At 60.4% G+C, this 19,823-nt stretch carries 17 protein-coding genes; 11 read left to right on the forward strand and 6 right to left on the reverse strand.

What is annotated here, in order from left to right:
- Nucleotides 1–49 precede the first annotated feature (49 nt).
- Complete coding sequence (locus tag E4P00_RS25165) at nucleotides 50–2,959, reverse strand: aminotransferase (RefSeq protein WP_248133272.1); 2,910 nt, start codon at nucleotides 2,957–2,959, stop codon at nucleotides 50–52.
- A 153-nt stretch (nucleotides 2,960–3,112) separates the two neighbouring features.
- Between E4P00_RS25165 and rfbB the strand changes: the two genes are divergently transcribed.
- Genes rfbB through E4P00_RS25200 form a run of 7 tightly spaced genes read left to right on the forward strand, consistent with a single transcriptional unit; the run spans nucleotide 3,113 to nucleotide 10,183 of the window.
- Nucleotides 3,113–4,195, forward strand: coding sequence for a dTDP-glucose 4,6-dehydratase (rfbB, locus tag E4P00_RS25170; RefSeq protein WP_078820047.1), 1,083 nt, complete (start codon nucleotides 3,113–3,115; stop codon nucleotides 4,193–4,195).
- Nucleotides 4,192–5,067, forward strand: a complete 876-nt coding sequence (rfbA, locus tag E4P00_RS25175) for a glucose-1-phosphate thymidylyltransferase RfbA (RefSeq protein WP_005783860.1) — start codon at nucleotides 4,192–4,194, stop codon at nucleotides 5,065–5,067. Before rfbB ends, rfbA begins: the two co-directional genes overlap by 4 nt.
- Nucleotides 5,064–5,609: a dTDP-4-dehydrorhamnose 3,5-epimerase gene (gene rfbC / locus E4P00_RS25180; RefSeq protein ID WP_032878390.1), complete on the forward strand. Its 546-nt coding sequence runs from the start codon at nucleotides 5,064–5,066 to the stop codon at nucleotides 5,607–5,609. The genes rfbA and rfbC overlap by 4 nt, the downstream gene beginning before the upstream one ends.
- A complete protein-coding gene (gene rfbD, locus E4P00_RS25185; RefSeq protein ID WP_248133273.1) occupies nucleotides 5,606–6,475 on the forward strand; it encodes a dTDP-4-dehydrorhamnose reductase in 870 nt (289 codons plus the stop codon). The genes rfbC and rfbD overlap by 4 nt, the downstream gene beginning before the upstream one ends.
- 36 nt (nucleotides 6,476–6,511) lie before the next feature.
- Nucleotides 6,512–8,320 (forward strand): ATP-binding protein, encoded by a 1,809-nt coding sequence (locus E4P00_RS25190; RefSeq protein WP_078820045.1) that lies wholly within the window; start codon nucleotides 6,512–6,514, stop codon nucleotides 8,318–8,320.
- Entirely contained in the window at nucleotides 8,317–9,702 is a 1,386-nt protein-coding gene (locus tag E4P00_RS25195) for a sigma-54 dependent transcriptional regulator (protein WP_148853129.1), read from the forward strand. Before E4P00_RS25190 ends, E4P00_RS25195 begins: the two co-directional genes overlap by 4 nt.
- 25 nt (nucleotides 9,703–9,727) lie before the next feature.
- Nucleotides 9,728–10,183, forward strand: a complete 456-nt coding sequence (locus tag E4P00_RS25200) for a thioesterase domain-containing protein (RefSeq protein WP_248133274.1) — start codon at nucleotides 9,728–9,730, stop codon at nucleotides 10,181–10,183.
- Between the two features lie 127 nt (nucleotides 10,184–10,310).
- Here the strand turns inward: E4P00_RS25200 and cysQ are convergent, their stop codons facing one another.
- Together cysQ and nudE are read right to left on the reverse strand one after the other, a co-directional pair.
- Nucleotides 10,311–11,147, reverse strand: coding sequence for a 3'(2'),5'-bisphosphate nucleotidase CysQ (gene cysQ, locus E4P00_RS25205; protein WP_005783847.1), 837 nt, complete (start codon nucleotides 11,145–11,147; stop codon nucleotides 10,311–10,313).
- Nucleotides 11,144–11,710 (reverse strand): ADP compounds hydrolase NudE, encoded by a 567-nt coding sequence (gene nudE, locus E4P00_RS25210; protein WP_005783845.1) that lies wholly within the window; start codon nucleotides 11,708–11,710, stop codon nucleotides 11,144–11,146. Before nudE ends, cysQ begins: the two co-directional genes overlap by 4 nt.
- 87 nt (nucleotides 11,711–11,797) lie before the next feature.
- Between nudE and yrfG the strand changes: the two genes are divergently transcribed.
- The gene (gene yrfG / locus E4P00_RS25215; RefSeq protein ID WP_032878397.1) at nucleotides 11,798–12,460 is read left to right on the forward strand and encodes a GMP/IMP nucleotidase; all 663 of its coding nucleotides are present in this window, start codon (nucleotides 11,798–11,800) and stop codon (nucleotides 12,458–12,460) included.
- A gap of 108 nt (nucleotides 12,461–12,568) precedes the next feature.
- Here the strand turns inward: yrfG and lysM are convergent, their stop codons facing one another.
- Nucleotides 12,569–13,009, reverse strand: a complete 441-nt coding sequence (gene lysM, locus E4P00_RS25220) for a peptidoglycan-binding protein LysM (RefSeq protein ID WP_078820043.1) — start codon at nucleotides 13,007–13,009, stop codon at nucleotides 12,569–12,571.
- Between the two features lie 243 nt (nucleotides 13,010–13,252).
- Here lysM and fdhD point away from each other — a divergent pair, with 243 nt between their 5' ends.
- The 3 genes from fdhD (at nucleotide 13,253) to E4P00_RS25235 (ending at nucleotide 17,181) form a co-directional block, all read left to right on the forward strand.
- Nucleotides 13,253–14,092: a formate dehydrogenase accessory sulfurtransferase FdhD gene (gene fdhD / locus E4P00_RS25225; RefSeq protein ID WP_005783839.1), complete on the forward strand. Its 840-nt coding sequence runs from the start codon at nucleotides 13,253–13,255 to the stop codon at nucleotides 14,090–14,092.
- Entirely contained in the window at nucleotides 14,089–16,437 is a 2,349-nt protein-coding gene (locus E4P00_RS25230) for an FdhF/YdeP family oxidoreductase (protein ID WP_248133275.1), read from the forward strand. The genes fdhD and E4P00_RS25230 overlap by 4 nt, the downstream gene beginning before the upstream one ends.
- A gap of 258 nt (nucleotides 16,438–16,695) precedes the next feature.
- Nucleotides 16,696–17,181 carry a glycine zipper domain-containing protein gene (locus E4P00_RS25235; protein WP_248133276.1) on the forward strand — a complete coding sequence of 162 codons (486 nt, stop codon included), beginning with the start codon at nucleotides 16,696–16,698 and terminating at the stop codon, nucleotides 17,179–17,181.
- Between the two features lie 67 nt (nucleotides 17,182–17,248).
- On the opposite strand, the gene E4P00_RS25240 is transcribed toward E4P00_RS25235, so the two are convergent.
- Together E4P00_RS25240 and E4P00_RS25245 are read right to left on the reverse strand one after the other, a co-directional pair.
- Nucleotides 17,249–17,680: a thioesterase family protein gene (locus E4P00_RS25240; RefSeq protein WP_032878401.1), complete on the reverse strand. Its 432-nt coding sequence runs from the start codon at nucleotides 17,678–17,680 to the stop codon at nucleotides 17,249–17,251.
- Nucleotides 17,681–17,692: 12 nt separating this feature from the next.
- Nucleotides 17,693–19,630 carry a RecQ family ATP-dependent DNA helicase gene (locus tag E4P00_RS25245; protein WP_248133277.1) on the reverse strand — a complete coding sequence of 646 codons (1,938 nt, stop codon included), beginning with the start codon at nucleotides 19,628–19,630 and terminating at the stop codon, nucleotides 17,693–17,695.
- Nucleotides 19,631–19,823 lie beyond the last annotated feature (193 nt).

Raw genomic sequence — 19,823 nt, forward strand, 5'->3', positions numbered from 1 at the left:
GATTATAGATCCCGAATATTACACAAAATAGCCGATAACAATCGATCTATCACAACTGCTCATCCAGTACTTTCGACAACATGTCGACAAAGAAGTCCACGCTTTGCCGGGTGGTCACCATCGGCGGTTTGATCTTGAGAATATTCAGGTAGTCACCCGTAGGCTGCATGAAAATCCCCAATTCCCGAAGACGATCACATAACAGCGCCGTCTCTTGCGTCGCTGGTTCCAGGATGTGTCGGTCACGCACCAGTTCCAGGCCCAGATAGAAGCCCGAACCGTGTACCGCTCCGACCAGCGGATGGCGGTCGATCAGGGCTTGCAGCCGAGCCTTGAAATGCCCGCCAACCAACTGGGCGTTTTCCCAGAGTTTCTCTTCTTCCATCACGTCCAGCACCGCCATGCCGATTTGACAACTGACCGGGCTGCCCCCCGATGACGAGAAGAAATACCCTTCGGCCTCCAGCGCCTCGGCAATTTCTCGACGGGTGATCACCGCCCCCAAAGGCTGGCCGTTGCCCATGCCTTTGGCCATGGTGATGATGTCGGGCACCACGCCCTGCTCTTCAAAGCCCCAGAAGAAGTGGCCCATGCGGCCGTAACCTACCTGCACCTCATCGGCGATGCACACGCCCCCCTGGGCACGGACCAAGCCATACACCTGCTGTAAATAACCCGGCGGCAGCGAGATGCCCCCGGCATTGCCGTATACCGGCTCACAGATAAATCCGGCCAATTGGCGCTGGCTTGCGGCAATTTTCGCCAGGTTGTGTTCTACGCTTCGCACGTAGTCCGGTGCGCTGTCCGGCCCGCGGAATTCGCCGCGGTAGGTATTGGGTGCTGTCACCGGGTGCACCCAGTCCGGGCGGCTGCTCAATGCCTGGGGGTTATCGGCAATTGATGTGGACACGGCGTCTGCCGCCACTGACCAACCGTGGTACGCCTCCAGCACGCTGAGCATGTCGCGCCCACCGCTGTAGGCCCAGGCCAGGCGAATCGCCAGGTCATTGGCTTCGGTGCCGCTGTTGACCAGGAACACGCGGTCCATGCCCTTGGGCGCCAGCGCCAGCAACCGTTCGGAAAACTCGGCAATCGCAGCATAGTGAAACCGCGAGTTGGTGTTGAGCAGCGACCACTGCCGCGCTGCCACCGCGGCCATGCGCGGGTGACCATGGCCCAGCACGGCTACGTTGTTGAGCATGTCCAGGTAGGATCGGCCCTGCATGTCGATCAGGTGGTTGCGCCAGCCCCGCTCGATACGTGGCGGGTCCACGTAGTAATGCTTCTGGGAGCGGGCGAAGCTGGCATCACGCCGGGCCAGCAGAGCCTGCGGGTCCAGTTCCGGCTCGGCATCGCAGGCCAGCCCCAACAGCGCCGCCGGTGACGGGCACAACGCCTGCCAGGCCGAGGCTCGGGAGGGCGTGCAGAACAGTGGCGGTTCAAGGTCGGCGCTGCATAACTGCACAGTCAACGGCGCGTGAACCTCCCCCATTACTTGCCCTTTCACCACCAACGCTCCAGGCGTGAGTGACGTTTTTAAGCCCCACACACGCAGGCTCAGCCTAGGGTCGTGCAAGCACAGCAAACCATCGGCGCCTTCACGCAGCGTGCCTGCAAAGGGGGCTTGCAGCACGCTGCCGTGGGGCAGGTGCAGTTCGACATGGAGGGGCAAGGTCTGCGGCTCTACCGCGCTGTCGGCACAGGTACGCGACAAGCGGTATTGCCCATACCGGCTGGCCGCCAGCCCATGTACTGCCGCTGCTTCAGCCAGCAACCGCCGATCTATTCCCGGGGTTTCCCAATTACCGGCCTCCCAATGCGGGCTGAGTACGCCCAGGTCGATCAGCGCGAACTCGCGGCCCACCAGGCCCGGCAACAAGGGTGCAAAGTCATGGCTGGCAACCGGTGGCAACGTCTCGCCAACGCCAGTGAGAATCGCCGCTTGCATCAGCGCAAACGGCACCGCCGTCGCAACATGGAAAATTTCCCACTCGTGCTCAGCGTTTTTCTTTAAATACGTGTTATCCGGGTCCAGGCGTTGCTGCTGTTCACTGCTGAGCACCAGCACCGCCGCGCGTGCGACGATCAGCGGCCACAACACCTCCAACTCTTCGCGCTGTAACGGCATCACCGCGTGACAGGCCTGGATTGCCGGCAGAATCGCAAACGGGTCACCGTGAGCGTGGTGCAACAGGGACGCGCAGGTTACCGACAGGTCAGCAATCCGCCAGGTGTGCACCAAATCGCCGAAATCAATCACGCCGTGGATACGCCAGCGCCGCTGGGCATCACGCTGGCACACCACATTGTCATCGGTGATGTCCAGGTGCACCGCTTGCCACGGCAGGCGTGGTGCCAACGGTTGGACATACGCCTCGACCTGCGTGGCTACGCGCTCCAATACGGCGCGTTGCGGCAGGTCAGGCAAGGTTGCCAGCAGATGAGTGATCAACGCCTGCGCATGGCGCGGATCCCATTGCAGGGTGCGCGCAAGGCCCGGATGCTCGAAACCTTGCAGCGCGAGGCTCATCTGTGCGCACAGTTCACCGAAGCCTGCGATCACATCGCGGCCCAGGTGCGGTAAATGCGTAAGGGGCTGGCCGTCGATGTACTCCAGTAACCGCAGGTGCAGGGTGTGCCCGTCCACGTCTACCGTCAGCAGCTCATTACCATCCAACGCTTGAATCACCTTGGGCACGCGCAGATGGACATGTGCTTGCAGACTATTGAGGGCCGCGTGTTGGGCCTCGAGTTCAACGGCGGCGTAGTCACCGCGACAGATTTTGAGAACAAAACGGCCCTGGGCGTTGTCAATCTTGTAGTTGAGGTCTTGTTGACTGCCCAACGCTTGCAGCACACCGCTCATCCCATAATGCCGCTCGAGTAGGCTGGCCGCCTGGTCGGGGCTTACTTGTGGGCAAGGTAAACTGGCGCGGTGGGTCAATGTGGCTAACGACATTGTGACGACCTTTGTTTTTTCAGACGTCTATATCGCCATTGTTCCGGGTCACAAGGCAACCCCCAGTAAACGCCGGACTTGCACCACCCGGCCCACACAACTCAAGCTATGCTTCATTCGCTTAATGTCCATCTAAGGAAAGGGCCCTCCGATATGCGCATTCTCGTTACTGGCGGCGCTGGCTTTATCGGCTCAGCCCTGATCCGCTATTTGATTCAAGATACCGAACATGAAGTGCTCAATCTGGACAAGCTCACCTATGCCGGCAACCTTGAATCGCTGACCAGCATCGCGTCCAACAGCCGCTATGAGTTTGTCCAGGCCGATATCATCGACCAGGCCGCCGTCAGCGCCGTACTCGCACGCTTTGAACCTGATGCGATCATGCACTTGGCGGCCGAGTCCCACGTTGACCGCTCCATTGACGGTCCGTCGGATTTTATCCAGACCAACATCGTTGGCACCTACAGCCTGCTGGAAGCCACACGGGCTTACTGGCAGAAGCTGGCAGAACCGGCCAAAAGCGCGTTCCGCTTCCACCACATTTCCACTGACGAAGTGTATGGCGACCTGCACGGCGTAGACGACCTCTTCACCGAAACCACGCCTTACGCGCCCAGCTCTCCCTACTCCGCGAGCAAGGCGGCATCCGACCACCTGGTACGCGCCTGGCAGCGTACATACGGTCTGCCGATACTGCTGACCAATTGCTCGAACAACTACGGGCCATTCCACTTCCCCGAAAAATTGATCCCGCTGGTTATTCTCAACGCCTTGGCGGGCAAGCCACTGCCTGTCTACGGCGATGGTTTGCAGGTACGTGACTGGCTGTTCGTCGAGGATCATGCCCGCGCACTGCTCAAAGTGGTGACCACTGGGGTGGTGGGCGAGACCTACAACATCGGTGGTCATAACGAGCAGAAGAACATCGACGTGGTACGTGGCATTTGCGGCCTGCTGGAAGAGCTGGCGCCGCAGCGCCCTGCCGGCGTGGCAAAATTCACTGACCTGATCACCTTCGTCAAGGATCGCCCTGGCCACGACCAGCGCTACGCCATCGACGCCAGCAAGATCGAACGCGAACTGGGCTGGGTCCCGGAAGAAACCTTTGAGACAGGACTGCGCAAAACCGTGCAGTGGTACCTCGATAACCTGGAATGGTGCCGCAGGGTCCAGGACGGTAGTTATCAGGGCGAACGATTGGGCAACACCGACTTGAAGGATCTAATCGCATGATGAAGGGCATCGTATTGGCTGGCGGCTCCGGCACCCGCTTGCACCCCATTACTCTGGGAGTGTCCAAACAGCTGTTGCCGGTGTACGACAAACCCATGATCTACTACCCGATATCCGTGCTGATGCTTGCCGGGATCAAGGACATCCTGGTGATCTCCACGCCGGTAGACTTGCCACAGTACCGAAACCTGCTGGGAGATGGCAGCCAGTTTGGCGTGCATTTCACCTATGCCGAACAGCCGTCTCCAGACGGGTTGGCTCAAGCATTTATCATTGGCGAAGAGTTCATCGGTGATGACGCCGTGTGCCTGATTCTGGGGGACAACATCTTCCACGGCCAACATTTTAGTGATCAATTACGCACTGCAGCCGAGCGTTCATCGGGCGCTACGGTATTCGGCTACTGGGTAAAAGACCCGGAGCGCTTCGGTGTGATTGATTTCGATAAAGAGGGCCGCGCCCTGTCCATCGAAGAAAAACCGGCGAAGCCCAAGTCACCCTATGCCGTCACCGGCCTGTATTTCTACGATAACGACGTGATCAAGATCGCCAAGGCCGTCAAGCCTTCGCCGCGCGGCGAGTTGGAAATCACCGACGTCAACAACGCCTATCTTCAGCGCGGCGACCTGCATGTAGAACGCTTCGGTCGCGGCTTTGCCTGGCTCGACACCGGCACCCATGACAGCCTGCTGGAGGCCTCGACTTACGTGCAGACCATCGAGCACCGCCAGGGCTTGAAAGTGGCTTGCCTGGAAGAGATCGCCTACGAAAACGGCTGGATCGACCGCGACTATCTGCTGGAACGCGCCAAATACTTCGGCAAGACCGGCTATGGCCAGTACCTGTATTCCCTCGCCGGAGAGACCCAGTGAACGTAGTTGAAACCACACTACCCGGCGTGCTGATCCTTGAGCCAAAGGTATTCGGTGACGAGCGCGGTTTCTTCTACGAAAGCTTCAACGCCCGCGCTTTTGAAGCAGCTACCGGGCTCAAGCGTGATTTTGTGCAGGATAACCACTCGCGCTCGCAAAAAGGCGTACTGCGGGGCTTGCACTATCAGCTTGAGCACACTCAAGGCAAGCTGGTGCGTGTCACTCACGGCGAAGTGCTGGATGTAGCCGTCGACATCCGTCGCAGCTCCCCAAACTTCGGACACTGGGTGGGTGTACGCCTGTCGGCACAGAACCATCGTCAATTGTGGGTGCCGGAAGGTTTTGCGCATGGTTTCGTGGTGTTGAGCGACCACGCAGAGTTCCTGTACAAAACCACCGATTACTACCAGCCAAGCGCCGAGCGCAGCATTCTCTGGAATGACCCAACGCTGGCTATCGACTGGGAGCTGGTCGAGCCGCCGCAATTGTCTGCCAAAGACCAGGTCGGAAAACTGCTGATGGAAGCCGACCTGTTCCCATGAAAATATTAATCACCGGCCAACACGGCCAAGTCTCCTTGGAGCTGCAACAGCGGCTCCAGGGTCTTGGCGAACTCGTCATCCTGGGCCGCGACCAGCTTGACCTGGCCGACGCTGACCTCATCCGCCAACAGGTACGCGCCCACCGCCCTGGCCTGATCATCAACGCGGCAGCTCACACGGCCGTGGATCTGGCCGAGAGCGAACCGGACGCAGCCTTTGCGATCAACGCCATCGCCCCCGGCATCCTCGCCGAGGAAGCCAAGGCACTGGGCATCCCGCTGATTCATTACTCGACCGACTACGTGTTCGATGGCAGCAAACCTGCCCCTTACATCGAAAGCGACACACCCAACCCTTTGGGTGTCTATGGTCAGAGCAAACTGGCGGGTGAACAGGCGATTGCTGTCGTGGGTGGCGAACACCTGATCTTGCGCACCAGTTGGGTGTATTCGAGCCATGGCAAGAATTTCCTGCTGACCATGCAGCGCCTGCTGCAGGAAAAAGCGCAGATGCGCATCGTCGCCGACCAGATCGGTGCGCCGACCTGGGCCGGGACCATCGCCAGCAGCACCCGTGCGCTGATTGAGCAGTGGCAGGCCGGTAAGGCCGGAGACTGGGGGGTTTACCACCTCACCGCACAAGGTGAGACCTCGTGGTTCGGCTTTGCCCAAGCCATTGGCGAGCAATTGCGGATCGAGGGCAAAGCCTGCGCCGAACTGGAGCCGATCCCTTCCAGTGCCTACCCCACCCCCGCCAAGCGCCCGCTGAACTCGCGCCTGGATTGCTCGCGTCTGCAACAGCAATGGCACGTCAGCCAGCCCCATTGGCAAGATGCATTGCACGAGTGTCTTGCCAAGCAGCACTAGGCATAATGCGCCTGTACCCACAGGCGCACACTCCCCATGACTCCACCCCTTCCGCGAAGACCCCGCTGGCGCAGCCTCGCCCTGCTGGCATTGTGCTTGGCACCGCTGCTGTGGCCGCTGGAGCATTTGGCCGAGCGCTACTACCGCAGCGAATTGGCCGGGCAAAACCGCCAGACTCTCGACCTGTATGTCGCCAACCTGTTGGGCACCCTGCACCGCTATGAAGTGTTGCCGCAAATCCTCGGCGATTTGCCGGCCCTGCGCATCGCCCTGGACGCACCTCACGTCAGTACCAACCTGGCCAATGCCAACCTGCTGCTCAAGGATGTCGCCGCCCAGGCGGGCGTGGAAGTGATGTACCTGATGGACACCACCGGCAAGACCCTTGCCGCTTCCAACTGGGACAAACAAGACAGCTTCGTCGGGCGCAATTTCGCCTTTCGCCCCTATTTCAGCGAAGCCATGGCCGGGCGCCTGGGTCGGTTTTTCGGCCTGGGCACCACCTCAGCCAAGCGCGGCTACTTCTTCGCCGCCGCGGTGCGTGACGGCGACACCATCATCGGCGTGCTGGTGGTCAAGGTCGACCTTGATCACACCGAAAGCCTGTGGGGCAATACCCCGGAACAACTGCTGGTCACCGACCACAACGGCGTGGTGATCCTCACCTCGCGCCCGCAATGGCGTTTCCGCGCCACGCGGCCACTGACCGCCGAAGAGCGCCAGGCCATCATCGCCATACAGCCCTACCCCACCCGTGACCCGCAGCCGCTGAGCCTGAGCAGCAGCGCCTGGCTGCGCCAATCCACCGCCATCGCCGAAACCGGCTGGAATGTGGAAATCCTGGCGCCACGCTCGCTGATCAACCGTCCGGTGCGCACGGTTGTCGCCGTGGGCGGTGCCACGTTGTTGGTGCTGATGCTGTTGCTGGGATTGTTGATGCAGCGCCGTCGGCACTACCTGGAACGCATCGCCTTCGAAGCCAAGGCCCGCCGTGAGCTGGAAATGCGCGTGGCCGAGCGTACCAGCGACCTGGAGGGCCTGAACCGGCGCCTGAAACAGGAAGTGTTGGAGCGCGAACACGCCCAGCAGGAACTGGTGCGCGCCCAGGACGACCTGGTCCAGGCCGGTAAACTCTCGGCCCTGGGCACCATGTCGGCGAGTATCAGCCATGAGCTGAACCAACCGTTGGCGGCGATTCGCAGCTATGCAGAAAACGCCGAAATCCTCCTCGACCATGAGCGCACCAGCGATGCCCGCGGCAACCTCAAACTGATCAGCGAGCTGACCGGACGCATGGCCTCGATCATCGCCCATTTGCGTGCATTCGCTCGCCGTGATCGTCACGCGCCGGAGAGCGTAGCCTTGCAACCGGCCCTGGACGACGCCCTGGCGTTGCTGGCCAAGCGGCGGCGCTCGATGGAAGTGGAATTGATCCGCGACCTGCCGGAAGCAACCCTATGGGTGCAGGCCGGCGAAACCCGTCTGCGCCAGGTACTGGGTAACTTGCTGGCCAACGCCCTGGACGCCCTCACTGAAAAAGGCCCGCCGCGCAAACTCTGGCTGAGTGCCGAAACCACGCCCCAGGGCGTCAACCTGTACATTCGCGACAACGGCCCAGGCTTTTGCATGGAAGCCCTGGGCCGCGCCAGCGAGCCGTTCTACACCACCAAGACGCGCACCCAGGGCCTGGGCTTGGGCCTGGCAATCTGCGACACCCTGATGCGCGCCTTTGGTGGCGAACTGCTGTTCGCCAACCACAAGGAAGGCGGCGCGCTGTTAACCTTGAAATTGCGTGCCGGCTCGCCGGGCGTCAGTCTGCAACCGTCCGAGGACCGCAGTGTATGAGCATCGACAACCAGATTCAGGTGGTGTTGATCGACGACGATCCACACCTGCGTCAAGCCCTGTGCCAAACCCTGGACCTGGCCGGACTCAAAGTCCTGCCCCTGGGCGAAGCCACCGGCCTCACCGCACGCCTGTCCCGCGACTGGCCTGGAGTGGTGGTCAGCGACATCCGTATGCCCGGCATGGACGGCCTGGAGCTGCTGGCCGAACTGCATGGCCAGGACCCGGACCTGCCGGTGCTGCTGATCACCGGCCACGGCGACGTACCGTTGGCGGTGCAGGCGATGCGTGCCGGCGCGTATGACTTCCTCGAAAAACCCTTCGCCAGCGACGCACTGCTCGACAGCGTGCGCCGCGCCCTGGCCTTGCGTCGCCTGGTGCTGGACAACCGCAGCCTGCGCCTGGCCCTCAGCGATCGTCAGCAACTGAGCACGCGCCTGGTGGGGCACTCCCCGCAAATGTTGCGCCTGCGCGAGCAGATTGGCGCCTTGGCCGCGACCAAGGCCGATGTGCTGATCCTGGGCGAAACCGGTGCTGGCAAAGAAGTCGTCGCCCGCGCCCTGCATGATCTTTCAAGCCGCCGCAGTGGCCCATTTGTGGCGATCAACGCCGGGGCGCTGGCCGAATCGGTGGTAGAAAGCGAACTGTTCGGCCATGAGCCGGGGGCGTTCACCGGCGCGCAGAAACGCCGCATCGGCAAGTTCGAGTTCGCCAATGGCGGCACGCTGTTTCTCGATGAAATCGAAAGCATGAGCCTGGATGTGCAGGTCAAGTTGCTGCGCCTGTTGCAGGAGCGCGTGGTGGAGCGCTTGGGCGGCAATCAGCTGATTCCGCTGGATATCCGCATTATCGCCGCCACCAAGGAAGACCTGCGCCAAGCCGCCGACCAGGGCCGTTTCCGTGCCGACTTGTATTACCGCCTCAACGTCGCACCGCTACGCATCCCGCCTCTGCGCGAGCGTGGTGAAGATGCATTGATGCTGTTCCAGCACTTCGCCGACGAGGCCAGCAGCCGCCACGGCCTGCCCCTGCATGAGCTGCAACCGGGCCAACGCGCGCTGTTATTGCGCCATAGCTGGCCGGGCAATGTGCGGGAACTGCAAAACGCCGCTGAGCGTTTCGCTCTGGGCCTGGAGTTGGCGCTCGATAGCGCCCAGGACAATCCCGCCGCGGGCGTGCTGACGTCCACGCCCGGCGGCTTGAGCGAGCAAGTCGAGCAGTTCGAAAAAAGCTTGATCGCCGCCGAACTCACCCGCCCTCACAGCTCCGTGCGCAGCCTCGCCGAAGCGTTGGGCGTGCCGCGCAAGACCTTGCACGACAAGTTACGCAAACACGGTCTGAACTTCGCCGACAGCACCAGCCAGAGCGCCGACGACGAATGAACCCGCCTACCACCAAGAGACCGCTATGAGCCGCGACAGCCGTTACCTGGAAGCCGTCCTTCACCACGACATTCCCCTCACCCGGGAGATGGGTCTCAAGGTGCTCGACTGGCGACACGACCAACTGCAGCTGCACCTGCCCTTGCAAGCCAATATCAACCACAAAAGCACCATGTTCGGTGGCAGCCTCTACTGTGGCGCCGTACTGGCAGGCTGGGGTTGGCTGCACCTGAAGCTGCGCGAAGCGGGGATAGAAGACGGTCATATCGTGATTCAGGAAGGGCAGATCAGCTATCCGCTGCCGGTGACGCAGGATGCGACGGCCATTTGCGCGGCGCCGGAAGAAAAAGTGTGGAAGCGTTTCCTGGCGACGTACAAGCGTTATGGACGGGCGCGGTTGGCGCTGGAGACATGGATTGTGAATGAAGGCAGTGAGGAGCGTGCAGTGGCCTTTACCGGCCATTACGTCCTGCACCGCTAGCAGCCATTACATAAAATAAAAGTGGAAGCTGGCTTGCCTGCGATAGCGGTGGATCAGCCAATACCTGTATGACTGACACTCCGTCATCGCGGGCAAGCCCGCTCCCACATTTTGCTCTGCAGTGATCTTAAGATCTGGCCAGGGTCAACAGGCGCTCACGCCATGCGGCCTTGGCTGGCAGCGCCAGAAAGAACGGGTTCAATAGCGATTCCCGCGCCGGGTAGCTGAACGGCTGACCATTCAACTCCAACACTTCACCTCCCGCGCCTTCCAGTACGCCCTGTGCCGCAGCGGTATCCCACTGTGAGGTCGGTGCCAGGCGCGGATAGCAGTCAGCACTGCCTTCGGCCAGCAGGCAAAACTTCAACGAGCTGCCGATATTCGCCAGCTTCAGCGCGCCCAAACCTTCGCTCAAGCCATCCAGCAGGCGTTCCTGCTCAGGGCTGGTATGCCGACGACTGGCGACCACAGTAAAGGCTTCGCCCACGGCCGGGGTCTGGCGTACCTGGATCTGCTTGGGTGCGGCCTTCACATCTGAACGCCATGCCCCAAGGCCCGCGCCACCGAAGTAGCAACGGCCAGTGGTCGGCATCGACACTACGCCGAACACCACGCGGCCCTGTTCGATCAAGGCAATATTGACAGTGAATTCTTCGCTGCCGGAAATGAATTCCTTGGTGCCATCCAATGGGTCCACCAACCACCAGCGCTGCCACTGGGCACGCACGCTCAGATCGATATCGGCGTCTTCTTCGGAGAGTACCGGAATACTCGGATCAAGCGCGGTCAGGCCCGCGAGAATCAGATGGTGAGCGGCCAGATCGGCAGCCGTCACCGGCGAATCATCCGCTTTGGAGGTCACGGCTACATTGGCGCGCCAGTAGGGCAGGATAGCTTCGCCGGCCTGGCGGGCCAGCTCAATCACGGGGGCGATAAACGGGTGGCCTAAAAACAGTTCGCTCATGCGTTGAACGCTCCACGCTGGGTCAACAGATCGCGTACCAGGTACAGCGCGGCAAGCGCTCGGCCCTCGCTGAATTGCTCGTTTTGCGCAAGCGCAGAAAGCTCCCGCAGGTTGACCCTGTCCACGCGCATCGGCTCAGGCTCATCGCCCTCCAGGCGCTCTTCGTAAAGGTCGGTGGCCAGTACTACCTGAATTTTCTGGCTCATATAGCCCGGCGATAACGACAGCTCGGTGATGTGCTCCAACTGCCGTGCGCCATAGCCAGCTTCTTCCTTGAGCTCGCGGTCCGCCGCCGCCAGCACGTCCTCGCCGGGCTCGATCAAACCTTTGGGCAAGGACAATTCATATTCGTCAGTGCCACCGCAGTATTCTTCGACCAGCAATGCATGATCCTCGTCGATCATCGCCACAATCATCACCGCGCCGTAGCCCGCGCCGCGCCCCACCAGGCGCTCGTAGGTCCGTTCAACGCCATTGGAAAAGCGCAACTGCACTTCCTCCACGCGGAACAAACGGCTACTGGCGACTATTTCGCGGGCGAGGACGGTGGGTTTCTGGCGCATAAGCGGCTCCTTGGCGTGATCGGGTTACTATACCGTGGCTTTTCCGATTGTCTGTGTCGGATATCTTTACTTACATGAGAACGCACCATGCCCTCTTTGCCCTGGCACGCCATCGACACCGTCCTGCTGGACATGGACGGCACCCTGCTCGACCTGCATTACGACAACCATTTCTGGATGGAACACCTGCCCCACCGCTACGCCGAACTGCACGGCGTGAGCCGGGCCATGGCCGAAATGGAGTTGCAGCCGTTGTTTGAGCGTAACGCCGGACAGTTGCAATGGTATTGCCTGGATTTCTGGAGCACTGAACTGGCGATCCCGGTGCGCGAACTCAAGTTGGAAACCGCCCACCTGATCGCCCTGCGCCCGGATGCCGATACTTTTCTGAAGGCGATCAAACAGGCCGGCAAGCGCGTGATCATGATCACCAACGCTCATCGTGATTCGCTGTCATTGAAGTTGGAACGCATTGAACTGGCGCCGTATTTCGAGCGATTGATCAGCTCCCATGATTACGGTTTTCCCAAGGAAAACCCACAGTTCTGGGAAGCGTTGCAAGCCGATATCCACTTTGACCCGGCCCGTAGTCTGTTTATAGATGACACCTTGCCGATCCTGCGCAGTGCCCGGGATTTCGGCGTGGGGCATTTGCTGGCAGTCAAAGAGCCTGATAGCAAGAAAGGCCCGAAGGACACCGCAGAGTTTGCGGCAGTAGAGGATTACCGAGATCTCATTGTCGGGCTCTGAACCCATGTGGGAGGGGGCTTGCTCCCGATAGCGGTGTATCAGCCAAGTATCAGGTGACTGAACCACCGCCATCCGGAGCAAGCCCCCTCCCACATTTTGTCCTGCGTATTACTCAGGGATACGCAGTGTCTGGCCTGGATAGATTTTGTCCGGGTGCGACAGCAGCGGCTTGTTAGCCTCGAAAATCTTGTTGTACTGGTTTGCGTTACCGTACACCGCGAGAGAAATCGCGCTGAGTGTGTCGCCCTTTTTCACCACGACGAAGCGAGCCGCGGCAACTGCAGGGCCGGTGACAGTGATCTGGTCATCTACGCTTGCCACGCCGGCAATGTTGCCCAGTGCCAAAAGGATCTTTTCTTTCTCTTCCTGGCTCGCCACTTCACCAGTCACAGTGACCTTGTCGCCATCCACCGTGGTCTGCACGTTTGGATTACCCAGGCCCACCTTGCTCACATGTTCCTTCAGCTGCTCACTGGCGTTCGCATTACCCGGCGTCAACAGGTCGACAATCTTTTCGCCGGCTTCTTTGATAAAGCTAAAAATACTCATGGTGCGCTCTCCTTGGGATTTAATTTCCAGATGCCCAAGACTAGACCAGTCCAGCAGACTTGGGTTCCAAACCGGCTAAAGACTCAAAAGTATCCAGATCCGCCGTCCCTGGAATAAGCCCCCGGCGAAATGGGCGGGAACCTTGATCGACGCCATCTATCAATACATCAATACTGGCAATTAGACGCGACCCTTTGTCGCGCCTAGTCTGAACACTGATCAATCCGTCGGTGGTACTGCCCCATGAACGCCAAGCGCCCAACCTGCGCGGCGCCCGCCCTTGAAACGCCCGCGCCCGCCGCCAGCCAGAGCTACCAATACTGCAATCTTGAACACACTGAAGTCGGCAGCACTGCGTTGGCCGAAGAGGTGGCGTTGGCCATTGCCTATAACGATATCAGTCAGGCTGTCATGTTGGTCACACCGACTGATCTTGAGGATTTTATCGTCGGCTTCAGCCTCGGCAGCGGCATTATTGCCGACGTTAGCGATATTTATGATCTCAAAATCAGCGGCGCGGGCTCCGCTCAGTATGCTCAGGTACAGATTTCCAGCCGCGCCTTCTGGAACCTCAAGCAGCAGCGCCGCCAATTAGCGGGCACCAGCGGCTGCGGCCTGTGCGGTGTAGAAGCGGTTGAGCAGGCCCTGCCCGACCTTCAAGTGCTGCCCGGCGCGCCCTTGCCGCCAGCGCAATGGCTCGACGGCCTGCGCCAGCGCATCAGTGCGTTCCAACCGTTGGGCCAGTACAGCGGTGCAGTGCACGCGGCGGTGTTTATGAACGATCAAGGCGAATTGCTGTTGGGCCGTGAAGACATCGGCCGGCATAACGCCTTGGATAAATTGATCGGCGCGTTGATCCGCCAAAAGATTCCGACCGACGGCGGCCTGGCGATTGTTACCAGCCGCTGCAGCCTTGAATTGATCCAGAAAGTCTTGCGTGCAGGCATCCAGACCCTGGTCAGCCTGTCGTCGCCCACCGGCCTGGCCTTGCAATGGGCACGCCGGCACAACCTCAATCTCATCCACCTGCCGCAGAAAAGCGCGCCACGGGTCTACAGCCCAGCGATGGAGCACCAGCCATGAGCCTTCACCACCAAGCCGACCAAACCCCAACTCCGCGCTACAAGCCTTATAAAGGCCCGGCCGGCGGCTGGGGCGCCCTGATCAGCGTGGCACAAGCCTGGCTGACCAGCGATAACGCGCTTAAAAACCTGCGCATGATGCTCAAGACCAACCAGAACGGCGGCTTCGACTGCCCGGGCTGCGCCTGGGGCGACTCGCCGGAAAGCGGCATGGTCAAGTTCTGCGAAAACGGCGCCAAGGCGGTCAACTGGGAAGCCACCAAGCGCCGCGTCGATGCAGCCTTCTTCGCCAAGCACAGCGTCACGGCATTGCTGGAGCAAAGCGACTATTGGCTGGAATATCAGGGCCGCCTGACCGAGCCGATGCGCTATGACGCACAAACCGACCGCTACACCCCCATCAGCTGGGATGCGGCATTTGACTTGGTCGGCAAGCACCTCAACGCCTTGCCCAGCCCGAACATGGCCGAGTTCTACACCTCGGGTCGCGCCAGCAACGAAGCCGCCTACCTGTATCAGTTGTTTGTGCGCGCCTACGGCACCAACAATTTCCCGGACTGCTCGAACATGTGCCACGAAGCCAGCGGCGTAGCCCTGGCGCAGAGTGTGGGCGTGGGCAAAGGCACCGTGACCTTTGACGACTTCGAACATGCCGACGCTATTTTCGTCTGGGGCCAGAACCCCGGCACCAACCACCCGCGCATGCTTGAACCGTTGCGCGAAGCGGTGAAGCGCGGTGCCCAGGTGGTGTGCATCAACCCCCTGAAAGAGCGCGGCCTGGAGCGCTTCCAGCACCCGCAACATCCGCTCGAAATGCTCACTAACGGCGACAAGCCGACCAACACTGCCTACTTCCGCCCGGCCCTGGGCGGCGACATGGCGATTCTGCGCGGCATGGCCAAGTTCCTGCTGCTGTGGGAACGCCAAGCGCTGGCCGAAGGCAAGGAAGCGGTATTCGACCATGACTTTCTCAATGAGCACACCGCCAACGTTTTGGAGTATCTGGGCCAGATCGACGACACCTCATGGGAAGAAATCGTCGAGCAATCCGGCCTGACCCTGGTCGAGATCGAGCAAGCGGCGCGCATGTACGCCAAAGGCAAGAACGTGATCATGTGCTGGGCAATGGGGATTACCCAGCACCGTCACTCGGTGCCAACCATCCAGGAAATCGCCAACCTGATGCTACTGCGTGGCAATATCGGCCGCCCTGGTGCCGGCCTGTGCCCCGTGCGCGGTCACAGCAACGTGCAGGGCGATCGAACCATGGGCATCAACGAGCGCCCACCGGTGGCGTTCCTTGACGCGCTGGAGCGTCGTTTCCAGTTTCAGGTGCCGCGAGACAATGGTCACAACGTGGTGGAAGCGATTCACGCCATGCTCGAAGGCCGCTCCAAGGTGTTTATCGGCCTGGGCGGCAACTTCGCCCAAGCCACGCCAGACAGCCCGCGTACCTTCGAAGCCCTGCGCAATTGCGACCTCACCGTGCAAATCAGCACCAAGCTCAACCGCAGCCACCTGATGCACGGTAAAGACGCACTGATCCTGCCGTGCCTGGGCCGTACTGATATCGACATCCAGGCCGACGGCCCGCAAGCGGTGACGGTGGAAGATTCGTTCAGCATGGTCCATGGCTCCAATGGCCAACTGCAACCGCTGTCGGCGCTGATGAAATCCGAGCCCGCGATCCTGGCCGGAATTGCCGCCGCCACCCTGGGCAGCACACCGGTGGACTGGAACTGGCTGGTAGCCGACTACGGGCGCATCCGCGACCTGATCGCCGACACCATCCCGGGCTTCAAGGATTTCAACGAACGCATCAAGCACCCAGGTGGTTTTTACCTTGGCAACTCGGCCGGCGCACGTCGCTGGAACACGCCGTCGGGCCGCGCCAGTTTCCGCCCTAACATCCTGCCCAAAGACCTGATCCACGAACGCACCCACGCCACGGGCCGGGTACCAGACCTGATCATGCAGTCGATGCGCTCCCACGATCAGTACAACACCACTATTTACGGCCTGGACGACCGTTACCGTGGCGTCAAGGGCCAGCGTGACGTGCTGTTCGTCAACGAAGCCGACATCATCCGCCTGGGCTTCAAGCCAGGGCAGAAGGCCGACATTGTGTCGCTGTGGGAGGACGGCCGTGAGCGCCGGGTGAAGGGCTTTACCTTGCTGGCGTTTGATATTCCGGCCGGACAGGCGGCAGCGTACTACCCGGAAGTGAACCCACTGGTGCCGTTGGAAAGCACCGGCGACGGCAGCCATACGCCAACGTCGAAGTTCGTCGCAATTCGTCTGGAGGCGGCGAGTGATACTGGGTTGATCATGGCGCGCTCGGCCTGACCCGGGATCTTTGTTGTTTGAATGACCGCTTTCGAGGCCCGCACAATCTCTACATATTCTACGGGCACAAAAAAGGCCGCTTTTGCATAAAAGCGGCCGTTCCGAAGTAACTAAAGACCTGTAAAAACAACTTAAGTTCCCCATACAAAACAGCAACTTAGCAAATTGTATACAACCTCTGCCGCCGGTCGGATTTCGATTGTCAGCGGCTCGATACAACCTCAGGATCGCGCCGTCATCCCCTTGAGGTTTCCCTGAATGAAGTTCTCCTCGATTCTCTTGTTGTCCCTTGGCCTGGTCAGTGGCGCAGCCATGGCCGGTGGCACCACCGAAGCCGGTGTAGGCGGCGCATTGGGCGGGGTTCTAGGTTCTGTTGTCGGCCAGCAGCTGGGCGGCAATACCGGTTCGACCATCGGCGCGGCCCTGGGCGGCGCGGGTGGTAGTGCGGTCGGCGCCGACAAGCGCAGCCGTGGCGAAGCCGCCATTGGCGGCGCACTGGGCGCAGCTGGCGGCAACGTCGTGGGCCGCAGTGTCGGCGGCAGTACCGGCGCACTGATCGGCTCGGCGGCCGGCGGTGGCGCGGGCGGTGCACTGGGCAACTACATGGGTAACGAAAGTGACCGCGACGACCGCCGTTATCGCGACCGCGACCGTGACGACCGTCACTACTACCGCGATGGCCATCCAGGCCGTGGTCATGCCTATGGGCATCGCAAGAACAAGCACCACTACCGTCATCGGTAAGCTCTGAAGAGCACCTCAGTACTAATGTGGGAGGAGCAAGCCCCCTCCCACATGGGGTGCCGCAAGGTCAGACCACCAGTCGCTGCAACGCCTCGCGCAACATCCCCGGTATCGGCACAGGCTGGTTCGAGGCCCGATCCACAAACACATGCACAAAGCGCCCCGCCGCACAGGCTTCTTCTTCGCCTGCCTTGAACACCGCCAGCTCATACTGCACCGAACTGTTGCCCAACTTGCCCACTCGCAGGCCGATTTCAATGCGCTCGGGAAAGGCAATCGACGCAAAATAATCGCACGCCGAACTCACCACGAATCCCACCACCTCACCGTCGTGAATATCTAGCCCGCCCTGTTCAATCAGGTAGGTATTCACCGCCGTATCGAAAAAGCTGTAGTAGGTGACGTTGTTCACATGGCCGTAGGCATCGTTGTCGTGCCAACGCGTGGTGATCGGCTGGAAGTAGCGGTAATCGGCGCGCAGGGGCGTTGAGTCAGGCATCGGCAAGTCTCTTCAGAGTAGGTCTAATTGAGCGCGGGCCCATTCGCGCACTTCGGCGTAGGGGTAGTCCTCCAGCGCGGCGAAACCGGGAATGCCCCGCGCCTTCAACTTGGTAAACAACGGCACGCTGATACCGCCAAGAAACCGCGTCAGCCGCTCGGCACTGGGTAGCTCGCCAGTGTGCTCATGATGCCTGTGGATAAAATCGCCGCACAGCCCCATAAAGCTTTTATCCACAAGCGGCGGCAGGCTTGGCGGAGGCGGCAGATACGCGACATGGCCGTGGCACACCGAACAATGTCCACAACGCAGGGGAGCGTTTTCATCACCAAAGTACTGCGCCAGGCGCTGCCCCAGGCAGTGCTCGGTGGCGAACAGGTCGAGCATGGCGTGAATCCGCGCCACCTCCGTCACTTCATGCTGCTTGAAGCCTGTGTATAACTCGGCGCTCAACACCACTGTATCGAAATCGGTGTCGAGCAAACTGTAGACCTCGGTCATCTGTTTGCTTTCCAGCTCGATCAGGCCCTGCTCCTGGAAGTAATCCAGCGCCTTGACCACCCGGCTGCGCTCGGCATTGTGCTGTTGATACAGCGCGTCGAAATCCACCGTTGCCCAGGTTTTCGCACGCTTGCACACCTGGATGATCGCCGCGACGAACTGCTGCCGCTCGCCGGAAAAACGTGCGAGCAAAGCGTCGGGCTCGACCAGGTACTTGAAACGGTATTCGGCATAAAACGCGTAGCGCGGCGCGATCACACCCTTGAGTTCCAACTGCACCAGCAGCGTCTTGAGTGGCAGCTCGCGAATATTGCTGTGATCGGACAACGACCTGAGCAGGAACTCCCACTGCCCTTCACTGCGTGCGGCCTGCAACTCCTCGAGGACACGGCCAATGCCCTCTTGCTCCGGCGTGTCGCCGTAGACGAAATTTTCCAGCACATTGAGGCTGTCGCGATTGGCCAACACCAGGCAATCCGACGGCAGCCCGTCACGCCCTGCACGGCCGATTTCCTGGCTGTAGTTCTCGATGGACTTTGGCAGGTCGAAGTGCACCACATTGCGGATATCGCTTTTATCGATGCCCATGCCGAACGCGATCGTCGCGACAATGCAATTGGAGCGCCCACCCATGAACCGCTGCTGGATGCCCTCGCGTTTATCGTGGGGCAGCCCCGCGTGGTAAGCCTCGGCCTGAATGCCGTGGCGGTTCAGATGCTCGGCAATCTGCTCGGCGGTTTTTTGCAAAGTGACATAGACGATGCTCGGTTGGTTGGCCCGCTCCTGCATCCATTCAACCAACCTGCGGCGCTTGTGCTGACCGCTGACCGGTTCCACCAGCAGGTTGAGGTTGGGCCGATAGAAGCCGGTGGTCACCACATCCCCGGGGGCAATCGCGAACTTGGCCTGCATGTCGGCGATTACCTTGGGCGTCGCCGTGGCCGTCAGCAGCAACGCTTGTGGGATATTGAACTGGCGCTGGTAGTCCGGCAGCTTCAAGTAATCCGGGCGGAAGTTATGGCCCCATTCGGAGATACAGTGCGCTTCATCCACCACCAGCAGCGAAATCTGCACGCTGTGCAGGAAGTTACGAAAGCGCTCGTTCTTCAAACGCTCCACCGAAATCATAAGGATTTTCAACTCGCCCGAACGCGCACGGGCCATCACATCGTTGGCCTCATCACGGCTCTGGGCCGAATCGATACTGCCTGCCGAAATGCCATGGTGCTGCAGAAACCCCAATTGATCCTGCATCAACGCCAGTAAAGGCGACACCACCAGCGTCAGGTGCGGCAGCAACACCGCCGACAGCTGGTAGCACAAAGATTTACCCGACCCCGTAGGGAAAATTGCTGCTGCCGAACGCCCGGCCAGGACCGCGCTGACCGTCTCTTCCTGGCCCAGGCGAAACTGTGGATAACCAAAGACCTGCTGGAGGGTGTCGTGCATAAGGCTGTCACTCCATTGACCGCTGAACGTGGCTTAAAAACGTAGCCCAGTAAGTTCGGCGAATCGAGAAAGGTCGCAAGGAAATAAGAGACAGGATGATACACAGGCAGGGGATGGCCCAGGGCCCACGGGGAATATTGCGAAAACTCACATTGAATTAAGATCTTCGGCGGGATTTTGATACAGGTTACGA

The sequence above is a fragment of the Pseudomonas sp. B329 genome (assembly GCF_023127835.1).
GTDB classification, from domain to species: Bacteria; Pseudomonadota; Gammaproteobacteria; order Pseudomonadales; family Pseudomonadaceae; genus Aquipseudomonas; species Aquipseudomonas synxantha_A.